We start from the raw sequence: 17,310 nt of genomic DNA, 5'->3' as shown, positions 1-17,310 counted from the left end.
ACGCGCCAAAGGTCGAGTCTAACGGGGTGACGTGAGGCGAATGCGCCCGTGGGCGGCCCGGCGGTCGCTACTGGAGGTAGGCCGGGGCGCCGACGGGCAGGATAAATCGGAACTCGGCGCCGCCGCCGGAGCCGCGGCCCACGGTGATGGTGCCGCCGTGCGCCTCCACGATGCCCTTGACGATGTAGAGGCCGAGACCGGTCCCGCCGCGCTTGCTCCCCCGCCAGAAGCGGGTGAAGACACGGCCCATCGACTCCTCGGGGATGCCGGGGCCTTCGTCGCTCACGGTGACGGCCGTTCCCTTCTCGTCGTGCTCGTCGATGCGGACGGGCGCGGGTGCCACCTCGATGGTGACGGTTCCCGCGCCGTGGCGCACCGCGTTTTCCAGCAGGTTGCCCAGGACCTGGTCGATCTTGTCCGGATCCGCCCACAGATCGGGCAGCGGGCGCTGGACGCGGACCAGGAAGCGGTCGGGGCGCTGGCCGGCGGCGACATGGGCCTGGATGTGGCGGCCCACGGCGACGGCGATGTCCACCGGCTGACGGCGCACCTCCAGCCTGCCGGAGTCGATGCGGGAGATGTCGAGCAGCTCGGCGATCAGCCGGGTGACCCGGTTGGCGTCGGCGTCGACGGTCTCCAGCATCAGCCGCTTCTGGTCGTCGGTGAACCGCTCCCACTTGGCGAGCAGGGTCGCGGTGAAGCCCTTGACGGAGGTCAGGGGCGAGCGCAGCTCGTGGGCGACGGTGGCGATCAGCTCGGCGTGCGAGCGCTCGGTGCGCCGGCGGGCCTCGGTGGAGCGCAGGCTGACCACCACCCGGCGGACCGGGCCGGTGGGGTGCTCGCGGACGTACCGGGCGGAGACCAGCACCTCACGGCCGCCCGGCAGCAGCAGATTGCGCTCGGGCTGGCCGACCCGGATGGCGAGGCCGCCGTACGGGTCGGTGAGCTGCCACCAGCGGCGGCCCTTGAGGTCCTCCAGCGGCAGGGCGAGCTCCAGGGGCACCCCCAGGGCGTCGCGCTTGCGGACGGCGGTGATCCGGGCCGCCGCCGCGTTGAAGCAGATGACCCGGCCGTGTTCGTCGGCGACGACGAGTCCGTCGGGCAGGTCTTCGGGGTCTATCCCCAGGGTGTCCGGGCCACCGCTAGCGCACACCAGGGCATTCTCGCCGATGGTCCTCACGCCGACAGCCATCCCCGTATCCCACCTCTCCGAAGCGCACAGTGGGCCCCCGAGCCCGCCACACTACTAGCTGCGGGCGGCGGTGCGGAGCCCCTCAGCGGGGAGTACGGGCGCGCTGGGCCCGCGCCGAGGCGTACAGGCACACCGCGGCGGCCGTCGCCAGGTTGAGGCTCTCCGCCTTGCCGTGGATCGGAACGCGCACCACGGCGTCGGCGAGCGCCCGGGTCTCCTCCGGCAGCCCCCACGCCTCGTTGCCGAAGATCCAGGCGGTGGGGCCGCCCATGGTGCCCGCGTCGAGCTCGTCGTCGAGGTCGTCGCGGCCCGCGCCGTCGGCGGCGAGGATGCGCACCCCGGCGTCCCGCAGCCCCTGGACGGCCTGCTCCACCGGTACGCCGACGGCGACCGGCAGATGGAAGAGCGAACCGACCGAGGCGCGCACCGACTTGGGGTTGTAGAGGTCCACGGATGCGTCGGTGAGGACGACGGCGTCGGCGCCCGCGGCGTCCGCGCAGCGCAGGACGGTGCCCGCGTTCCCGGGGTCGCGGACGTGCGCGAGCACGGCGACCAGCTTGGGCCGGGACGTGAGGATCTCCTCGAACGGGGAGTCCAGGAAGCGGCAGACGCCCACCAGGCCCTGCGGGGTGACGGTCTGCGAGACCTCGGCGAGCACCTCGTCGTCGGCGTAGTGCACCCGGGCCCCGGCGTCGCGGGCGGCGGCCACGATGTCCGCGTAGCGCTCGGCGGCCTCGACGGTGGTGAAGAGCTCGACCAGCGTCGCCTCACCGCCGGACCGGTGCTCCACGGCCTCCCGCACGGCCTGCGGCCCCTCGGCGATGAACCGCCGCTCCTTGCCCCGGAAGTTGCGCCGCGCGAGCCGCTTCGCGGCGGCGACGCGGGGGGAACGGGGGGAGATCAGCTCGGGGGTGGGCATGTACACGCGGTCTCTCTACGAGGGGGTGGGGGCCTGGGGGCGCTGCCCCCGCGGGCGGGGGGTCCGGGGGTGCGGCCCCCGGGAAAGCCCCCGCAACGCACCCGGACCCGCAGGCCGTTGGCCTGCGGGTCCGGTCCGGCTCAACAAGCCGTCAGGCGCTTACGCGGCCTTCGGGGCGTTGACGTCGCTCGGGAGGGCCTTCTGGGCCACCTCGACGAGCGCGGCGAACGCGTTGGCGTCGTTGACCGCGAGCTCGGCCAGGATCTTGCGGTCCACCTCGATGTTGGCGGCCTTCAGACCCTGGATGAGGCGGTTGTACGTCATGCCGTTCTGGCGGGCAGCGGCGTTGATGCGCTGGATCCACAGCTGACGGAAGTCGCCCTTGCGCTTCTTGCGGTCGTTGTAGTTGTAGACCAGCGAGTGGGTGACCTGCTCCTTGGCCTTGCGGTACAGGCGCGAGCGCTGACCGCGGTAGCCGGAGGCCGCTTCGAGGATCGCCCGGCGCTTCTTGTGGGCGTTGACTGCCCGCTTGACGCGTGCCACTTGTTAACTCCTTGTAGCGGGGCCGCGGTGGGTGATCACACGGCCCGAAATTCGAATGGGTCCCGGTCCAGACGTCCCGCCTCCGGTCTGCCGGAGGCGGAGGACGTCACTTGCCGAGAAGCTTCTTGATCTTCTTGGCGTCGCCCGGGGCCATCTCGGCGTTGCCGGTGAGGCGACGCGTCAGCTTGGACGACTTGTGCTCCAGCAGGTGGCGCTTGCCGGCGCGCTCACGGAGCACCTTGCCGGAGCCGGTGATCTTGAAGCGCTTGCTGGCACCGCTGTGCGACTTGTTCTTCGGCATAGCGCCGTTATCTCCTCGTCAGTGGCGCTCCCAGCCGGTCCGGGGACCGGCGCACGGGAGCGTCATGTGTATCGGTTGTCCTGGGCGGCTGCCCGGGAATCACGCCTCGGCGGGTTCCTCGGCCGGCGCCTCGGCGACGGGCTCCGCACCGGAGTCGTCGGCCTCGGCCGGCTGGCCCTGGCGCTCCGCCTTGCGGGCGGCCTGCGCCTCGCGGGCCTCGGCCATCGCCTCGGTCTTCTTCTTGTGCGGACCCAGAACCATGATCATGTTCCGGCCGTCCTGCTTCGGGTTCGACTCGACGAAACCGAGGTCCTGGACGTCCTCCGCGAGACGCTGCAGCAGTCGGTAGCCGAGCTCCGGCCGGGACTGCTCGCGACCACGGAACATGATCGTGATCTTGACCTTGTCGCCCTGCTTGAGGAACCGGACGACGTGACCCTTCTTGGTGTCATAGTCGTGCGGGTCGATCTTCGGCCGGAGCTTCATCTCCTTGATGACCGTGTGCGCCTGGTTCTTGCGCGCCTCACGGGCCTTCATGGCCGACTCGTACTTGAACTTCCCGTAGTCCATGAGCTTGCACACGGGCGGACGGGCGTTCGCCGCGACCTCGACCAGGTCCAGGTCGTACTCCTGTGCGAGTTCCAGGGCCTTGGCAAGCGGAACAATCCCGACCTGCTCGCCGCTGGGACCGACAAGTCGCACTTCGGGAACGCGAATCCGGTCGTTGATGCGGGGCTCGGCGCTGATGGATCCTCCTCGGTAGCACCACACGCCTGCCTGGCAGACAAACGCGTACTTTCACTCGGGACCAACCATCGCGGCACATGAAAAATGCCCCGGACGGGACACAGGCGGGGCTCCATGGACTACCGGAGCACCGCCGCGGTCAACCGCGGGGCGCACATCGGACGGCTCCATCGTCCGTACGGAACGATGGCGGCCGTCTGACCGGAGACCCGCCGTCCCGGAGGGCGGTCGGGTGGGAGATCGGAGCCTCCACTTGTGGGCCGGGCACATGGGAGTGCCTGGCCGGTCGTTACACCAGGTTAGCAGGCGGGCCGCACGGGGGCCAATCGTGTGCAGGGCGCTCCACGGCCTATCGTGTGGGGCATGAGTGAGCCCACCCCCCAGTCCCCCGAGACCACCGACTTCGACACCATGACCCGCGACATCGCGGAGGTCCCGGCCGTCGAGGTGATCGTCACGGTCGCCGTGAACCTGATGAGCGCCGCCGCGGTGAAGCTCGGACTGACGGAGGAGGGCGACGAGCACAAGGACCTCGACGAGGCGCGCAAGCTGGTGCACGCCCTGGCCGGTCTGCTCGACGCCAGCACCACCGAGATCAGCTCGTTCCACGCCGCCCCGCTGCGCGACGGCCTGAAGTCCCTGCAGCTCGCCTTCCGCGAGGCGTCCGTCGTCCCGGACGAGCCGGGCAAGGGCCCGGGCGAGAAGTACACGGGCCCGGTGTACGGCTAGTCGCCGCCCCTTTTCCGTACGTACGAACGCCGAGCGCCCCCGGACCACCGGGGGCGCTCTCGTGTGTCCGGGCCGCTCAGCGGGTGAACAGCGGCTCGTTGGGCCGCGGGGCCGCCGCCGGGAGCAGGGCCAGGTCCAGGCCCCGGACCAGCCGGGCGCGCAGCACCTCGTCGGCGGCGAGCCGCTCGACGACCCGGCGGGCGGCCTCGGCCGGGACCGCGTCCTCGGCGAGGACCAGGGCGAGGGTGCCGTCGGCGCTGCCGGGGCCGAGGTGGGCCCGCAGGACGGCCGGTTCGGCGGCGACCGCCGCGCGCACCGCCCCGACCACGGCCGGGTCGTCGAGCGGGTCGCCGCTGGTGCGCCCCTCGGCGAGGGCGAGCAGCGCGTTGCCCTTCAGCTCGTACGCGACGGGGCCCGCCAGGTCCAGGACGACCGTGTCGGCGCGCTCGTGCGCGGCGGCCTGGAGCGCCTGGTGCAGGGGGACGGCGACGGGCCGGGCCTCGGGGTCCCACAGGGCGAGCGAGGCCAGCGAGGTGAAGGCGGGCAGCGCCTTGCGGTCGCCCGCGGTGAGCGTGGGCACCGCCATGTCGCTGGTCTTCTCCCGGCGCAGCCCGTCGTCGCCGGTCTCCACCTCGCCGAGCACCGCGACGACGGGGACGAGCAGCCGGGCGTCCTTGAGCGCGGCGAGCACCCGGGACTCGGCGGCGCCGCTCCCCCGGTCCTCGGCCCAGGCGGCGAGCGCCGCCGTGAGTGCGGGGTCGGCGGTGCCGTCGTCGTCGGAGAAACCGGGGTCCGGAATGTTCTTGAGCGCCACGGCACGAGCCTAACCGGGCCGTTCCCCGCGCCGTGCACCGCCCGCCGTAGGGTCGGGCCGGTGAAGCGGACTACGGGTGCGGAGCTGGACGCGCTGCTGGCGGCGGCGCTCTCCCCGGTGGCCGCGCGGGCCCGGGGCTCGCTCTCGGTGGGGGTGCGCGACCTGGCGAGCGGCGCGCGGGCGCTGTACGGCGAGGGGCGCCGCCACGACACGGCGAGCGTCGTCAAGGTCGACATCCTGGCGGCCCTGCTGCTCGCCGCGCGGGACGCGGGCCGGGAGCTGACGGCGGCGGAACGGGCCCTGGCCGCCGCGATGGTCGAGCGCAGCGACAACGACGCGGCGACCGCGCTGTGGCGGGCGATCGGCGGCCCCGCCGGCCTGGACGCGGCCAACGCGCGCCTCGGGCTGACCGCGACGCGCGCGGACCCGGGCGGCGCGTGGGGCCTGACGCGGACCACGGCCGGGGACCGGCTGGCCCTGCTGGGGGCGGTGTTCGGGTCCGGTTCGGCGCTGGACGCCCGGTCGCGGGCGTACCTGGCCGACCTGATGGGCCGTACGGTCGCGGGCCAGGACTGGGGCGTGTCGGCGGCGGGCACCGGATGGGCGCTCAAGAACGGCTGGCTGCCCCGGTCCGCGACCGGGCTGTGGGTGGTCAACAGCACCGGCCGCGTCACGGCCGGGGGCCGCGGCCTGCTGGTGGCGGTCCTGTCGGACGGCCACACCACGATGGCGGCGGGGGTGACGGCCGTGGAGTCGGCGGCGCGGGCGGCGGTACGGGCGGTGGCGGGGGCCCTGGGGTGAGCGCCCGACCCGCCTCTCGCACGCGCCGGTTGCCGCGCGCACCGGTGCTTCGCACGCGCCACTGCTCGTACGGGTCGGTTGTCGCACGGGCGGGTTGTCGCACGGGTGGGTTCTCGTACGGGTCGGGTCCCGTACGCTCCCGTTCCCGTACGGGTCGGTCCTTGTACGGGTCGGTACCCCGTACGCGCCCTGTTCCCGTACGGGCCGGGCCTCGTACGCGTCGGCCTTTGTCCGTGTCAGTGCGGGGTGCGGGTGCGGGTGCCGCGCCACAGGGTGAAGGAGGCGGCGAGCAGGGCCGCGCCGGAGGCCGCGGCCAGGGCGGCCAGCCAGTCGTCGCGGTGGCTCGTTCCGCGGGGCTCGTCGGGGCCCGCGCCGAAGTAGGCGCGGGAGCGGCCGGTCGCGGCCTCGGTCCGTACGTCCGGCTTGAGGCGGGCGCCCGCCGCGAGGGCGGCGGCCGGGTCGACCATGCCGTAGCCACGGGAGTCGTCGCGCCCGCCCCGGGGCGCGTTGCGGGCGGTGTCCGCGAGCAGGGTCTTGATCTGGGCCGGGGTGAGCCTCGGATGGGCCGCGCGGACGAGGGCGACGGCGCCGGAGACGAACGCGGAGGCCGCGCTGGTGCCCCACCCCTCGTAGTACTTGCGGTCCGGGTCCGCTATCACCACGTCCACGCCGGGCGCGGAGACCGTGGCGTACCAGCGGCGGGTGGAGAAGGCGGCGTGGGTGCCGAAGCGGTCGACGGCGGCGACGGCGATCACGCCCGGGTAGGCGGCGGGGTAGGAGACGTGGTCGCCCTGCTCGCCGCCGTTCCCGGCGGAGGCGACGACGACGGCGCCCCGGGAGAGCGCGTACTGGATGGCCGCGTCCTCGGCCGCCTCGGGGTGGGCGGAGGCGCTGTCGTCGCCGAGGGAGAGGTTGATGACGTCGGCGCCGTGGTCGACGGCCCAGCGGATGCCCTCGGCGAGGGCGCCGCCGCGCGACTCCCGGGCCTTCTTGCGGGCCGGGTCGGACGATTCGAGGATCACCCGGACCGGCAGGATGCGGGCCTCGGGAGCGATGCCGAGGACGCCGTCGCCGTTTCCGGGGCCGTGTCCGTGCCCGGCGATGATCCCGGCCATGGCGGTGCCGTGCCGGGCCCAGTCGCGGCTGCCCCGCCCGGCCCCGAAGCCGATGAGGTCCTTGCCGGGCAGGACCTGTCCGGCGAGGTCGGGCTGGGTGGCGTCGACCCCGGTGTCGAGCACGGCGACGGTGATGCCCTTGCCCTTGGTGGTCCGCCACGCCTGTTCGGTGTGCATCGCGGCCAGCTCCCACTGGCGGTCCCGGATGCCGTCCGCCCGCGCGGGACCGGCGGGCAGCAGCGCGACGAGCGCGGCGCCGAGGAGGGCGGCGACGGCCCGCCGGGGCGTGGCGCGGGCGGCGGGGGTGCGGCGGCGGGCTGCGGGAGTACGGCGGCGGGCGGCCGGTGCGGCGGTCATCAGGACTTCTTCGTCTCGGCGGCTGCGGTCTTGCGGAGGACCCGTTCCACCCGGTCGGCGATGCCCTTGGCGTCGTGGGTGAGCCCGGACTCGACGGGGGCGTCGGTGGCTCCCTCGGCCAGGGCGCGGTCGGCGGGCTGCGGGTCGGTGACGGTACGGGCGTCGGCGAAGCCGGTGACGGAGTAGACGACGACGGGGGCGTCGGTGAGGACGCGCACGGTCCAGCTGGCCCGCTGCTGGTCGCCGAACCCGGCGGCGGGGGTGCCCGGGACCGGGTACGGGCGGGGCATGAGGTCGTCGCGGTCGCCCAGCGACTCGTCGCCGAACCGGGTGCGCAGCGCGCCCATCGCGGTGGAGTCGGCCTCGGTGAAGACCAGCCCGACGGTGGTGACGGAGGTGTGGGTGGCGTCGGTGTAGGTGGCGCGCAGCAGGCGGGCGCAGCCGACCGGCGCGAGCACCTTCAGCAGCAGCGGGTCCAGGGCCCCGGCGCAGCCGCCGTCGGGCGCGACCCCGATCCGGGTCCACACCCGGTCGGCGCCGCCGGGCCCCGCTCCGTCGCCCTTGATGACCGGCGGGAAGAGGGTGTCCACGGGCACGCTGTGCCATATCGCGCGGGCGGCGGTGTACGCGGTACGGGAGTCCGGCCCCGCCGACCCCCCGGTCAGCCAGCTCCCCGCGGCGGCCCCGCCGAGCAGCCCGGTCCCCAGGACGAGACAGACGGCAGCCGCGACGATCCGCCGGGCACGACGGACGGGCGCGGCGCCGGGTATCGGCGGTATGCCGCCGAGGGGGGCGCCGGACAGCGGGGGTTGGCCGGGCACCGGGGGTACGGGGGTGCCGGGCGCTGCCGGGTCCGGGCTGGGAGGCACAGGACCGGGCGGGGCGGCGGGGGTGGCCGGGAGCGGCGGAGTGGCGGGCGGGGACGTCGGGGCCGGGGGCATGGGAGTGGGCGGGGGCGTCGGCCGGGCCGACGGGGGTGAGGTCGGGGCCGGGCGGGGCGACGGGGGCGCGAGGGCCGGGGCCGCCGGGTGGGGCGACCCTGACGATGCCTGGGCCGGGGCAGCCTTACGGGGCAACGAAGCCGAAGGCTGAGCCGGGGCCGCCGGGCCGGGCGACGACGACTGGGCCGGAGCCGACGGGCGGTACGACGAACCCGATGCCGGAGCCGCCGGGGCGGGCGACGACGACTGGGCCGGAGCCGACGGGCCAAGCGGCGAAGACGACGGCTGGGGTGCCGCCGGGCGGGACGACGAAGCCGGCAGGCGGGGCGGCGGGCCCTGCGGCGGTGTCTGCCGGGGCGCTGTCGGAGGCTGCGGCTGGGGCGGGAGAGCCGCGTCCAGTAGGTCGATGGCCGAGCGCGGGCGGGGTGCGCAGGCGCCGACCGGGCCGGGGGTGGATCCGGTGTCCCGGGACGGCTGTGGCGTGGTGTCGCCCTCGCCGGCCGGGGACGGGGGGCGCTCTGCGTCCGTGGTCAATGGCCCCCCTCGTACCCCTGTGGTGCGTGCGCCGCGGATCGGCTTGCCCGGCAGGGCCGTTCGTCGCCGCGTGGGCGCTACTTTACGGGCTGGCCGGGGCGGACCGGGCGGGGGTCCGCGGGAGGAGCGTCCGGTTCCGGGTGCGCCGACGGGCGTGATCCGCGTCCGCCCGTACCCCTACCCACCGGTACGCCGGTCTGGCAGGCTCTGCCCATGACTCCCCGTGCCGCTGACCGTGCCCGGTACGACCGGGCCACCGCTCATCTCGACGCGCCGCTCGCGCTGGTGGACCTGGCGGCGTTCGACGCCAACGCCGACGATCTCGTGCGGCGCGCGCAGGGCAAGCCGATCCGGGTCGCCAGCAAGTCGGTCCGGTGCCGCGCCCTGCTGGAGCGGGTGCTGGCGCGGGACGGGTTCGCCGGGATCATGTCGTTCACCCTGGCGGAGTCGATCTGGCTGGCCCGGGCCGGTTTCGAGGACGTACTGCTGGCGTATCCGTCCGCCGACCGGGACCGGTTCGCCGAGCTGACCACGGACCCCAAGCTGACCGGCGCGGTCACCGTCATGGTGGACGACCCGGCCCAGCTGGACCTGATCGACCGCGCCCGGGACCGCGACGACCTGCCGGTGCGGGTCTGTCTGGAACTGGACACCTCGCTGAGCCTGCTCGGCGGGCGGGTGCGCGTCGGCGCCCGCCGCTCCCCGCTGCGCGAGCCCGCCCAACTGGCCGAGCTGGCACGGGCGGTGGTGCGCCGCCCCGGGTTCCGGCTGGTGGGGCTGATGGCGTACGAGGGACACGTCGCCGGGGTCGGCGACGACATAGCGGGGCGGCCGGTGCGCTCGCGGGCGATCCGGCTGATGCAGTCGGCCGCGCGCCGGGAGCTGGCGGGGCGCCGGGCCGAGGTGGTGCGGGCGGTCCGGGCGGTCGCGCCGGACCTGGAGTTCGTCAACGGCGGCGGGACCGGCAGCGTGCAGCACACCGCGGCCGAGGACGCGGTCACCGAGATCGCCGCCGGTTCGGGTCTGTACGTGCCGCGGCTGTTCGACAACTACACCTCGTTCAGCGGGCGTCCGGCCGCGCTCTTCGCCCAGCCGGTGGTGCGCCGCCCGGGCGTGGGCGTGGTGACGGTGCTGGGCGGCGGCTACCCCGCCTCGGGTGCCCCGGGCGCCGACCGGCTGCCGGTCCCGTATCTGCCCGAGGGGCTGCGCTACGACGGGCAGGAGGGCGCGGGCGAGGTGCAGACGCCGCTGCTCGGCACGGCCGCCGACGATCTGCTGATCGGCGACAAGGTGTGGTTCCGGCACGCCAAGGCCGGTGAGCTGTGCGAGCGCTTCGACGAGTTGCACCTGGTGGAGGGCGACCGGGTGACCGCGACCGTCCCGACCTACCGGGGCGAGGGGCGGACCTTCCTCTGAGGACCGGCCCGAGCCGGTTCGCGCGGCTCGGGCGGATCAGGGAGTGGGGACGGCCAGGCCGGAGCCGACTCCGCCGTCCTCCCGGCCGCCCAGGACCTTGATCCCGGCGGTGATGCGGTCGATGGTGGCGGGCGGCGGCGAGCCCGCCCCCGCGTCGAAGGCGAACCGGACGATGATCATCGACTCGCTGCCGACGCTGGACGGGAACGCCAGCGACTCCACGTATCCCCCGGGCCCCGCCCCCGTCCGCACGCTCCAGCGCACCGCGTAACCGGTGCGCCCGGCGACCACCACCGGGCCCGCCCGCAGCTGCCGGTGCGAGACGATCCCGCCGTAGCGCCGCCGTCCGAGGCCGTCCTGGTCGTAGGCGTCGTCGGCGGCGTCCGCGATGTCGTGCTCGGCCAGCGCCCGCGCGGTCTTCAGGTCGGTGCCGGTGGCCGTGGCGGAGGTGACCCTGGCGTGGTTGCAGAAGGCGCCCGAGTCGCCGGGGCAGTCGAACGAGTCCTTGGTGCGCATGGTGACCAGGCCGTCGGAGGTGGACTCCGGCTTCTCCCAGCCGGGCAGCACCGGCAGGGTGATGCCGTTGAGCTGGTCGACCAGGACGCGGGGGTCGCCGCTCGGCGCGGGGGCCGCGGAGGTGGCGGCCGTGGTCGGCGGGGCGGTCGTCCCGGTCGCGGCCACCGGCGGCCGCGGGTCGGCGGCCGGACCGCCGTCGTCCTCGTTCAGGACGGCCACCCCGGCCGCGATCGCCGCGACGAGCACCGCGGCGGCCACGATCACGGCGAGCACCGGACCGCGCCCGCGCCCGGTCGGCCGGACCCCGGCGGACGCCAGGGGCACGGTCGGCGGCGAGGGCGGGTGGAGCACCGGTGGCGCGGGCGGCGCCGCGGGCGGGCCCGGGGAGCGGGTGTGCCCGGTCCAGGCGGTGCCGTCCCACCAGCGCTCCAGAGCGGGCGTGCCCGGGTCCGGGTACCAGCCCGGCGGCGTCGTCGTGCTCATCGGGCCACCTTATGGGGGCGGTTCAGCCGCCGTACACCGAGTCCCGCTGGTCGGGCACGACCGTTCCGTCGGCGCGCCGGACCGGGGCGGCGGTGCCGTCGCGGTCGGTGTACGCGGTGGTGGCGCACGGGTAGGTACCGCTCTTCTGGCCCTTGGGCTGGATGAACATGGGGTTGACGAGCCAGCGGCCGTCGCTGTTGTCGTACGCCCGGCACATCAGCTCGTTCTTGTTGCGGTTCAGGACCAGCCGCAGGCCGGTGGCGTCGCGCAGGAACGTCACGTCGGTGTCGGAGTCGCCCGCCGCGAACACCTGGCGCCGGGCCGCGGGCTGCTGCCGCTCGGCCGCCGCCCCGCGCACCCCGAAGACCTCCTGGTTGATCCAGCAGCGCTTGCCGTCGATGTAGGTGATCATCGAGTCCGCGCCGTCCGCGACCGAGCCGCAGCCCTTGAGGTGCGGGGTGAGCCGCCCGTGCGAGAGGACCGGGCGGATGCCGATGGCGTGGTCGCGGGCGATGCCGACGCCGCCCGCCCACTCGTCGACCACGGGCTCGGGCGAGGCCGAGGTGATCCAGACGTCGAACCCGGCCTTGTCGAGCGTACGGATCAGATCGCGCTGCTGGTCGTAGTAGCGCACCCAGCCGGTGACGTCGGCGGTGCCCACGCGCTGCTGGGCGCCGATGGGCGCGGCCAGGTTCTCGGCGCGGGCGGCCCGGGCGAACGCGCGGACGTCGGCGGTGCGCCAGCCGCTCATGAGCTGGGCCAGCCAGGCGTACTGCGGCTCGATGGTGCGCCGGTCCCAGCCCGCGAAGGCGGCGGCCCCGGCGGTGGTCTTCCCGTCCCCGTAGACCGTGCGTATCTCGTCGGCGCAGCGGGTGTCGGTGGCGGTGGGCAGGGTGGTGCGGCCGGCCGGGCAGGCGGTGGCGAGCGCGGTGGCGGCCCGGTCCGTGAGGTAGCGGCTGGTGGTGTGCCAGTCGCCGTGCAGCGGGCGGCGGATCTTGGAGTGGCGCAGCATCCAGTACATCGTGGCGTCGCCGACGTCGTTCTTGACGACGGTGTTGTCCCAGTCGAAGACGGCGACGGGCTTGTGGCCCTTGGCCGCGCCCGCGCCCCTGCCGCACGTGCCGTAGGTGTCGACGAGCTCCTGGAGGCGGGCCCGGTTCTGGCCGTACCAGCCCTGGGTGACGGTGAGCTCGGGGCACCTGCCGGGGCGGGCCTGGGCGGTGGGGGCGGCGGCGAGGGCGCTGCCGGCGATCGCCAGGGCGGCGGTCGCGGCCTGCCAGCGACGTGCACTGCGCATGAACACTCCTGTCACAAAGGGAAGATCATCGGGGACGGTAGACAGAACAGCCGGGCGTCGCGCGACGCCCGGCTGTCGGGTGGGTGGAGGGAAGGTGAACGCTCAGGTCCCGGCCGGCGGATCCGGTCGGGGACGCGGGGACCTAGAGCGGGGTCACGTACGCGCCCGAGATTCCGCCGTCCACCAGGAAGTCGGTGGCGTTGACGAACGAGGAGTCGTCGCTGGCCAGGAAGGCGACGGCCGCCGCGATCTCGTCGGCCTCGGCGAAGCGGCCCAGCGGGATGTGCACCAGGCGCCGCGCGGCCCGCTCCGGGTCCTTGGCGAACAGCTCCTGGAGCAGCGGGGTGTTGACCGGCCCCGGGCAGAGCGCGTTGACCCGGATGCCCTCGCGGGCGAACTGGACGCCCAGCTCGCGGGACATGGCGAGGACGCCGCCCTTGGACGCGGTGTAGGAGATCTGCGAGGTCGCCGCGCCCATCCGGGCCACGAAGGAGGCGGTGTTGATGATCGAGCCCCGGCGCTGCTCGCGCATGTACGGGATGGCCGCCTTGCAGCACAGGTAGACCGAGGTGAGGTTGACCTCCTGGACGCGCTTCCACGCCTCCAGGCCGGTCTCCAGGATGGAGTCGTCGTCGGGGGGCGAGATCCCGGCGTTGTTGAAGGCGATGTCGACGCTGCCGTAGGTGTCGTACGCGGCCTTGAAGAGCGCGTCGACCTGCTCGGCGTCGGTGACGTCGACCCGGACGGCGAGGCCCCCGACCTCGTCGGCGGTCCGCTTGGCGGCGGCCTCGTCGATGTCGCCGCAGACCACGCGGGCGCCCTCGGAGGCGAGCCGGCGCGCGGTCGCCAGGCCGATGCCGCTGCCGGCTCCGGTGATGACGGCGGTGCGGCCGACCAGGCGGCGGCAGATGGTGTCGTCGGTCATGTGCTCATGCCTCCGTGCTGATGAAGACGTTCTTGGTTTCGGTGAAGGCGGCGAGGGCGTCCGGGCCGAGCTCGCGGCCGAGTCCGGACTGCTGGTAGCCGCCGAAGGGGGTCCAGTAGCGCACGCTGGAGTGCGAGTTGACGGAGAGGTTCCCGGCCCGCACCGCGCCCGACACCCGCAGGGCGCGGCCGACGTCCCGGGTCCAGATCGAGCCCGAGAGCCCGTACTCGGTGGCGTTGGCGAGCCGGACGGCCTCCGCCTCGTCCTCGAACGGCAGCACCACGGCCACCGGCCCGAACACCTCCTCGACGGCCACGGGGGCGTCGGGGGCCGCGCCGGTGAGCACGGTCGGGGGGAACCAGAAGCCGGGCCCCTCGGGGGCGCGGCCCCGGATGCCGGGCAGGCCGTCGGGGACACAGCCGCGTACGCGGTCCAGCTGGGCGCGCGAGATCAGCGGCCCCATCTGCGTCTTCTCGTCGGCCGGGTCGCCGACCACGACGGACTCCACGCCGGGGGCGAGGAGCTCCAGGAACCGGTCGTACACGGAGCGCTGGACCAGGATGCGGGTGCGGGCGCAGCAGTCCTGGCCGGAGTTGTCCAGGAAGGACATGGGGGCCGCCGCCGCGGCGGCCTCGACGTCGGCGTCCGCGAAGACGATGTTGGCGCTCTTGCCGCCGAGCTCCAGGGTGATCCGCTTCACCCGGTCCGCGCACTTGGCCATGATCCGCTTGCCGACCCGGGTGGAGCCGGTGAACACGATCTTGGCGACGCCGGGGTGCTCGACCAGCGCGTCGCCCGCGACGGCGCCCGCGCCCGGCAGCACCTGGAAGAGGTGCTCGGGAAGGCCCGCCGCCAGGGCGAGTTCGGCCAGCCGCAGGGCGGTGAGCGGGGTGGTCTCGGCGGGCTTGAGGAGCACCGCGTTCCCGGCGGCGAGCGCGGGGGCGGTGCCCCAGGCGGCGATCGGCATCGGGAAGTTCCAGGGCGCGATGACGCCGACGACGCCGAGCGGCTCCTGGAGGGTGATGTCCAGGCCGCCCGCCACCGGGATCTGACGCCCGGTCAGGCGCTCCACTCCCCCGGCCGAGTAGTCGAGCAGGTCGCGGACGTTGGCCGCCTCCCAGCGGGCGTTGCCCAGGGTGTGCCCGGCCTCGCGCACCTCCAGGCGGGCCAGCTCCTCGATGTGCCCGTCCACCACGGCGGCGAAGCGGCGCAGCAGCCGGGCGCGGTCGGCGGGGGCGAGCGCGGCCCATCCGGCCTGCGCCCGGGCGGCCCGCGCGACCGCGGCGTCCACGTCGGCGGCGGTGGCGGCGGGGACGGTCGCGATGACCTCCTCCGTCGCCGGGTTGAGCACCTGGTGCTCGTACGGTTCGTCGGACAACGGGGACCTCACAGGCGTTCGAAGGAGCGGCGGAGCTCCCAGTCGGTGACCGCGGCGTCGAAGGCGTCCAGCTCGACGCGCGCCATGTTGCGGTAGTGCGCGACCACCTCGTCGCCGAAGGCGGCCTTGGCGATGGGGCTGTTCTCCCACAGCTCGGCGGCCTCGCGCAGGGTGGTCGGGACGTGTTCGTAGTCGCCCGAGTAGGCGTTGCCGGTACACGCGTCCGGCAGCTCCAGGCGCTGCTCGACGCCGTAGAGGCCCGCGGCGACCAGGCCCGCGACCGCGAGGTGCGGGTTGACGTCGCCGCCGGGCAGCCGGTTCTCGAAGCGCAGCGAGCGGCCGTGGCCGACGACGCGCAGGGCGCAGGTGCGGTTGTCGTGGCCCCAGGCGACGGCGGTGGGGGCGAACGAGCCCGGCTGGAAGCGCTTGTAGGAGTTGATGTTCGGCGCGTACAGCAGGGAGAAGTCGCGCAGCGCGGCCAGCTGGCCGGCCAGGAAGTACCGCATCAGCGGTGACATTCCGCCGGGCCCGTCGCCCGCCATGGCGTTGCGGCCGTCCTCGTCGGTGAGCGAGAGGTGGATGTGGCAGGAGTTGCCCTCGCGCTCGTTGTACTTCGCCATGAAGGTGAGGGAGACGCCCTCCTGCGCGGCGATCTCCTTGGCGCCGGTCTTGTAGACCGCGTGCTGGTCGCAGGTGACCAGCGCCTCGTCGTAGCGGAAGACGATCTCGTGCTGGCCCGGGTTGCACTCGCCCTTGGCGGACTCGACGGTCAGGCCCGCCGCCGCCATCTCGTTGCGGATGCGGCGCAGCAGCGGCTCGATCCGGCCGGTGCCGAGCACCGAGTAGTCGATGTTGTACTGGTTGGCCGGGGTCAGCCCCTGGTAGCCGGAGTCCCACGCCTGCTCGTAGGTGTCCTTGAAGACGATGAATTCGAGCTCCGTGCCGACCTGGGCGGTCAGGCCCAGCTCGGTGAGGCGCTCCAGCTGGCGGCGCAGGATCTGGCGGGGCGCGGCCACCACGGGTGAGCCGTCGTCCCAGCCGAGGTCGGCGATGAGCATCGCGGTGCCCTCGTTCCAGGGGACCCGGCGCAGGGTCGCGAGGTCCGGGCTCATGGCGAAGTCGCCGTAGCCCCGTTCCCAGGAGGACATCCGGTAGCCGTCGACGGTGTTCATCTCGGTGTCGACGGCGAGGAGGTAGTTGCAGCCCTCGGTGCCGTGGGCCAGTACCTCGTCGAGGAAGAATCGTGCGGCGAACCGCTTGCCCTGGAGCCGCCCTTGCATGTCGGGGAAGGCCAGGACCACAGTGTCGATCTCGCCGCTCTCGACGAGGGCGCGGAGCGCCTCGATGTCGAGCGGGGGTGTGCGGTCTGCCACGGGAAAAGCCTCCTTCGGTCAGCCGAGAGCCCATAAGGTATTGCCGAGAACCATTGCTTGGGAAGGGGGTGCGGCCAGATGCCGCGACCGGACGCGGACGACCGGCTCGCTCCGGTGCTGCGCACCGTGCGGGCCGGCAACGGCTTCGAGGAGGCGCTGGAGCAGATCCTCCAGGTCGTGCGCCTGGGGCTGGTGCCCGGCGGTGAACGGCTGCCGTCGGAGCGGGAGTTGGCGGAGCGGCTCGGCATCAGCCGGGTGACGCTGCGCGAGGTCCTGAAGGTCCTCGCCGACCAGGGCCTGGTCGAGGCCCGGCGCGGCCGGTACGGCGGAACGTTCGTGCTGCCCCGGGCCGAGACGCCCGGCGAGGACGAGCTGCGGCGCCGGGTGGCCGGGGTCGACGTGGAGGACGTGCTGCGCTTTCGCGAGGTGCTCGAAGTGGGCGCGGCCGGGCTGTGCGCCGCGCACGGCCTCACCGACGAGCAGGCCGGCCGGCTGCGCACCGCGCTCACCCGTACGCATGACGCGCCGCTCGCCGACTACCGGCGCCTGGACACGCTGCTGCACCTGACCCTCGCCGAGCTCTGCGGCTCGCCGACGCTGACCGCGCAGTACGCGGCGGTCCGGGCGACCGTGAACGACCTCCTGGACTGCATCCCGCTGCTGGTGCGGAACCTGGAGCACTCACAGCGCCAGCACACCGCGCTGGTGGAGGCGGTGCTGGACGGGGACGCGGACGGGGCGCGGGAGATGATGCGGGAGCACTGCGCGGGGACGGCGGCGCTGCTGCGGGGGTTCTTGACGTAGGCGGTTCGCCTACGGCGGACCTGGGCGGGCCGCGCGAGGCGGAGCCGTGCGGCGCAACGGCCCCGCGCGCCCTGGAGCGCGTCCGGCGGCACCCCTCGTTTACCCCGGCGTAACGCAAGGGGCTT

The 17,310-nt window shown here is 74.4% G+C and carries 17 protein-coding genes; 4 read left to right on the top strand and 13 right to left on the bottom strand.

Features of this window, described 5'->3' with window-relative positions; genetic code table 11:
• Positions 1-67: 67 nt before the first annotated feature.
• The 5 genes from AB5J87_RS28780 to infC form a co-directional block, all read right to left on the bottom strand.
• The gene (locus AB5J87_RS28780; protein WP_369380683.1) at positions 68-1,192 is read right to left on the bottom strand and encodes an ATP-binding protein; all 1,125 of its coding nucleotides are present in this window, start codon (positions 1,190-1,192) and stop codon (positions 68-70) included.
• A gap of 82 nt (positions 1,193-1,274) precedes the next feature.
• Positions 1,275-2,111, bottom strand: coding sequence for a TrmH family RNA methyltransferase (locus AB5J87_RS28775; RefSeq protein WP_369383700.1), 837 nt, complete (start codon positions 2,109-2,111; stop codon positions 1,275-1,277).
• 159 nt (positions 2,112-2,270) lie between these two features.
• Positions 2,271-2,654, bottom strand: a complete 384-nt coding sequence (rplT, locus tag AB5J87_RS28770) for a 50S ribosomal protein L20 (RefSeq protein WP_003970214.1) — start codon at positions 2,652-2,654, stop codon at positions 2,271-2,273.
• A 106-nt stretch (positions 2,655-2,760) separates the two neighbouring features.
• Positions 2,761-2,955, bottom strand: a complete 195-nt coding sequence (gene rpmI / locus AB5J87_RS28765) for a 50S ribosomal protein L35 (RefSeq protein ID WP_030754426.1) — start codon at positions 2,953-2,955, stop codon at positions 2,761-2,763.
• Between the two features lie 99 nt (positions 2,956-3,054).
• Complete coding sequence (gene infC, locus AB5J87_RS28760) at positions 3,055-3,726, bottom strand: translation initiation factor IF-3 (RefSeq protein ID WP_369380681.1); 672 nt, start codon at positions 3,724-3,726, stop codon at positions 3,055-3,057.
• Positions 3,727-4,065: 339 nt separating this feature from the next.
• Between infC and AB5J87_RS28755 the strand changes: the two genes are divergently transcribed.
• Positions 4,066-4,431 (top strand): DUF1844 domain-containing protein, encoded by a 366-nt coding sequence (locus tag AB5J87_RS28755; protein ID WP_369380679.1) that lies wholly within the window; start codon positions 4,066-4,068, stop codon positions 4,429-4,431.
• 76 nt (positions 4,432-4,507) lie between these two features.
• On the opposite strand, the gene AB5J87_RS28750 is transcribed toward AB5J87_RS28755, so the two are convergent.
• The gene (locus AB5J87_RS28750) at positions 4,508-5,245 is read right to left on the bottom strand and encodes an SseB family protein (protein ID WP_369380678.1); all 738 of its coding nucleotides are present in this window, start codon (positions 5,243-5,245) and stop codon (positions 4,508-4,510) included.
• Positions 5,246-5,362: 117 nt separating this feature from the next.
• Between AB5J87_RS28750 and AB5J87_RS28745 the strand changes: the two genes are divergently transcribed.
• The gene (locus tag AB5J87_RS28745; protein ID WP_369383699.1) at positions 5,363-6,046 is read left to right on the top strand and encodes a serine hydrolase; all 684 of its coding nucleotides are present in this window, start codon (positions 5,363-5,365) and stop codon (positions 6,044-6,046) included.
• Positions 6,047-6,282: 236 nt separating this feature from the next.
• On the opposite strand, the gene mycP is transcribed toward AB5J87_RS28745, so the two are convergent.
• Together mycP and AB5J87_RS28735 are read right to left on the bottom strand one after the other, a co-directional pair.
• Complete coding sequence (gene mycP / locus AB5J87_RS28740; protein WP_369380677.1) at positions 6,283-7,518, bottom strand: type VII secretion-associated serine protease mycosin; 1,236 nt, start codon at positions 7,516-7,518, stop codon at positions 6,283-6,285.
• A complete protein-coding gene (locus AB5J87_RS28735; protein WP_369380675.1) occupies positions 7,518-8,339 on the bottom strand; it encodes a hypothetical protein in 822 nt (273 codons plus the stop codon). The genes mycP and AB5J87_RS28735 overlap by 1 nt, the downstream gene beginning before the upstream one ends.
• Before the next feature lie 867 nt (positions 8,340-9,206).
• On the opposite strand from AB5J87_RS28735, the gene AB5J87_RS28730 reads away from it, so the two are divergent.
• Positions 9,207-10,409 carry an amino acid deaminase/aldolase gene (locus AB5J87_RS28730; RefSeq protein ID WP_369380674.1) on the top strand — a complete coding sequence of 401 codons (1,203 nt, stop codon included), beginning with the start codon at positions 9,207-9,209 and terminating at the stop codon, positions 10,407-10,409.
• Between the two features lie 36 nt (positions 10,410-10,445).
• Here AB5J87_RS28730 and AB5J87_RS28725 read toward each other — a convergent pair whose 3' ends face one another.
• From AB5J87_RS28725 to AB5J87_RS28705, 5 genes are all read right to left on the bottom strand, one after another.
• On the bottom strand, positions 10,446-11,408 hold the full coding sequence (locus tag AB5J87_RS28725; RefSeq protein ID WP_369380673.1) for a DUF2510 domain-containing protein: 963 nt from the start codon (positions 11,406-11,408) through the stop codon (positions 10,446-10,448).
• A gap of 22 nt (positions 11,409-11,430) precedes the next feature.
• Positions 11,431-12,705, bottom strand: a complete 1,275-nt coding sequence (locus tag AB5J87_RS28720) for a haloacid dehalogenase-like hydrolase (protein WP_369380672.1) — start codon at positions 12,703-12,705, stop codon at positions 11,431-11,433.
• 142 nt (positions 12,706-12,847) lie between these two features.
• Positions 12,848-13,630, bottom strand: a complete 783-nt coding sequence (locus tag AB5J87_RS28715; protein WP_369380669.1) for a 3-oxoacyl-ACP reductase — start codon at positions 13,628-13,630, stop codon at positions 12,848-12,850.
• Between the two features lie 4 nt (positions 13,631-13,634).
• Positions 13,635-15,008: an aldehyde dehydrogenase gene (locus AB5J87_RS28710; protein ID WP_369380668.1), complete on the bottom strand. Its 1,374-nt coding sequence runs from the start codon at positions 15,006-15,008 to the stop codon at positions 13,635-13,637.
• 8 nt (positions 15,009-15,016) lie between these two features.
• Positions 15,017-16,381, bottom strand: coding sequence for a glutamine synthetase family protein (locus AB5J87_RS28705; RefSeq protein ID WP_369380666.1), 1,365 nt, complete (start codon positions 16,379-16,381; stop codon positions 15,017-15,019).
• Positions 16,382-16,459: 78 nt separating this feature from the next.
• Between AB5J87_RS28705 and AB5J87_RS28700 the strand changes: the two genes are divergently transcribed.
• Positions 16,460-17,185, top strand: coding sequence for a FadR/GntR family transcriptional regulator (locus tag AB5J87_RS28700; RefSeq protein WP_369380664.1), 726 nt, complete (start codon positions 16,460-16,462; stop codon positions 17,183-17,185).
• Positions 17,186-17,310: the final 125 nt, after the last annotated feature.

The sequence above is a fragment of the Streptomyces sp. cg36 genome, from assembly GCF_041080675.1.
In the GTDB taxonomy this organism is placed as follows: Bacteria; Actinomycetota; Actinomycetes; order Streptomycetales; family Streptomycetaceae; genus Streptomyces.
This window is presented reverse-complemented; position numbering and strand designations above follow the sequence as displayed.

Bases quoted from the DNA above. Each gene is read 5' to 3' on its own strand.
- AB5J87_RS28775 (WP_369383700.1), bottom strand. From the start codon at position 2,111: ATGCCCACCCCCGAGCTGATCTCCCCCCGTTCCCCCCGCGTCGCCGCC.
- AB5J87_RS28730 (WP_369380674.1), top strand. From the start codon at position 9,207: ATGACTCCCCGTGCCGCTGACCGTGCCCGGTACGACCGGGCCACCGCT.
- AB5J87_RS28715 (WP_369380669.1), bottom strand. From the start codon at position 13,630: ATGACCGACGACACCATCTGCCGCCGCCTGGTCGGCCGCACCGCCGTC.
- AB5J87_RS28720 (WP_369380672.1), bottom strand. From the start codon at position 12,705: ATGCGCAGTGCACGTCGCTGGCAGGCCGCGACCGCCGCCCTGGCGATC.
- AB5J87_RS28780 (WP_369380683.1), bottom strand. From the start codon at position 1,192: ATGGCTGTCGGCGTGAGGACCATCGGCGAGAATGCCCTGGTGTGCGCT.
- AB5J87_RS28700 (WP_369380664.1), top strand. From the start codon at position 16,460: ATGCCGCGACCGGACGCGGACGACCGGCTCGCTCCGGTGCTGCGCACC.
- mycP (WP_369380677.1), bottom strand. From the start codon at position 7,518: ATGACCGCCGCACCGGCCGCCCGCCGCCGTACTCCCGCAGCCCGCCGC.
- AB5J87_RS28755 (WP_369380679.1), top strand. From the start codon at position 4,066: ATGAGTGAGCCCACCCCCCAGTCCCCCGAGACCACCGACTTCGACACC.
- AB5J87_RS28725 (WP_369380673.1), bottom strand. From the start codon at position 11,408: ATGAGCACGACGACGCCGCCGGGCTGGTACCCGGACCCGGGCACGCCC.
- rpmI (WP_030754426.1), bottom strand. From the start codon at position 2,955: ATGCCGAAGAACAAGTCGCACAGCGGTGCCAGCAAGCGCTTCAAGATC.